Origin of the sequence: Proteiniphilum sp. UBA1028 (assembly GCF_002316955.1) — a bacterium.
Classification (GTDB): Bacteria; Bacteroidota; Bacteroidia; order Bacteroidales; family Dysgonomonadaceae; genus Proteiniphilum.
Map to the genome: position 1 here is coordinate 11646 of NZ_DCEN01000008.1, position 584 is coordinate 12229.

A 584-nucleotide genomic window follows, 5' to 3' on the forward strand; every position below is an offset into this window, starting at 1 on the left:
ACATCCATGCCAGGTAATTGGGAAGAGTTTATCAGCCATGCATGGGAAACAAACATTGGAATGGAAGGCGTGGACACAGAGTACAGGTTAGTCGGAGCCCTTTTACCACCTTTTGAAATGCCAGTAGGTTATTTGAATTAAAATGTGATCAGAATGAAAAAAATATTCCTTCAACTATTTGCCGTTTTAGGCATCATTTGCCCGTTCATGTTTATCGGTTGCGACAAAGACGAAGGTGTCTTAACGGTTGATAAAAAAGAAATTACCTTATCGGCAGAAACCCAAGAAGCTACTTTCAACATTGCGACCGATACCGATTGGAGCATTACTTCGCCCGATATAGAGGTAGGACTAGGAATGGTGAACTATAAGAGTTGGTATGAACTTGATAAAATCGGAGGAGAAGGCAACGGTACCGTAACTGTATCGGTAAAAAAGGATGCTATTCCTACAGAGGATAAAACAACGACTTTAACCATTCATGGTAAGAATGATAAAAAGACCGTGTCAGTAAAATTTAAAAAATAAGAAGTTTATTTTCTGGAATATAGAGGTACGTCGGATACCATTATATTATTATGATT

Annotated in this window: 1 protein-coding gene; it reads left to right on the forward strand. The window is 38.2% G+C overall.

Annotated features, from left to right (window positions below; genetic code table 11):
• Nucleotides 1–153 precede the first annotated feature (153 nt).
• Complete coding sequence (locus tag B3Z75_RS01180; RefSeq protein ID WP_294066880.1) at nt 154–528, forward strand: BACON domain-containing protein; 375 nt, start codon at nt 154–156, stop codon at nt 526–528.
• Nucleotides 529–584 lie beyond the last annotated feature (56 nt).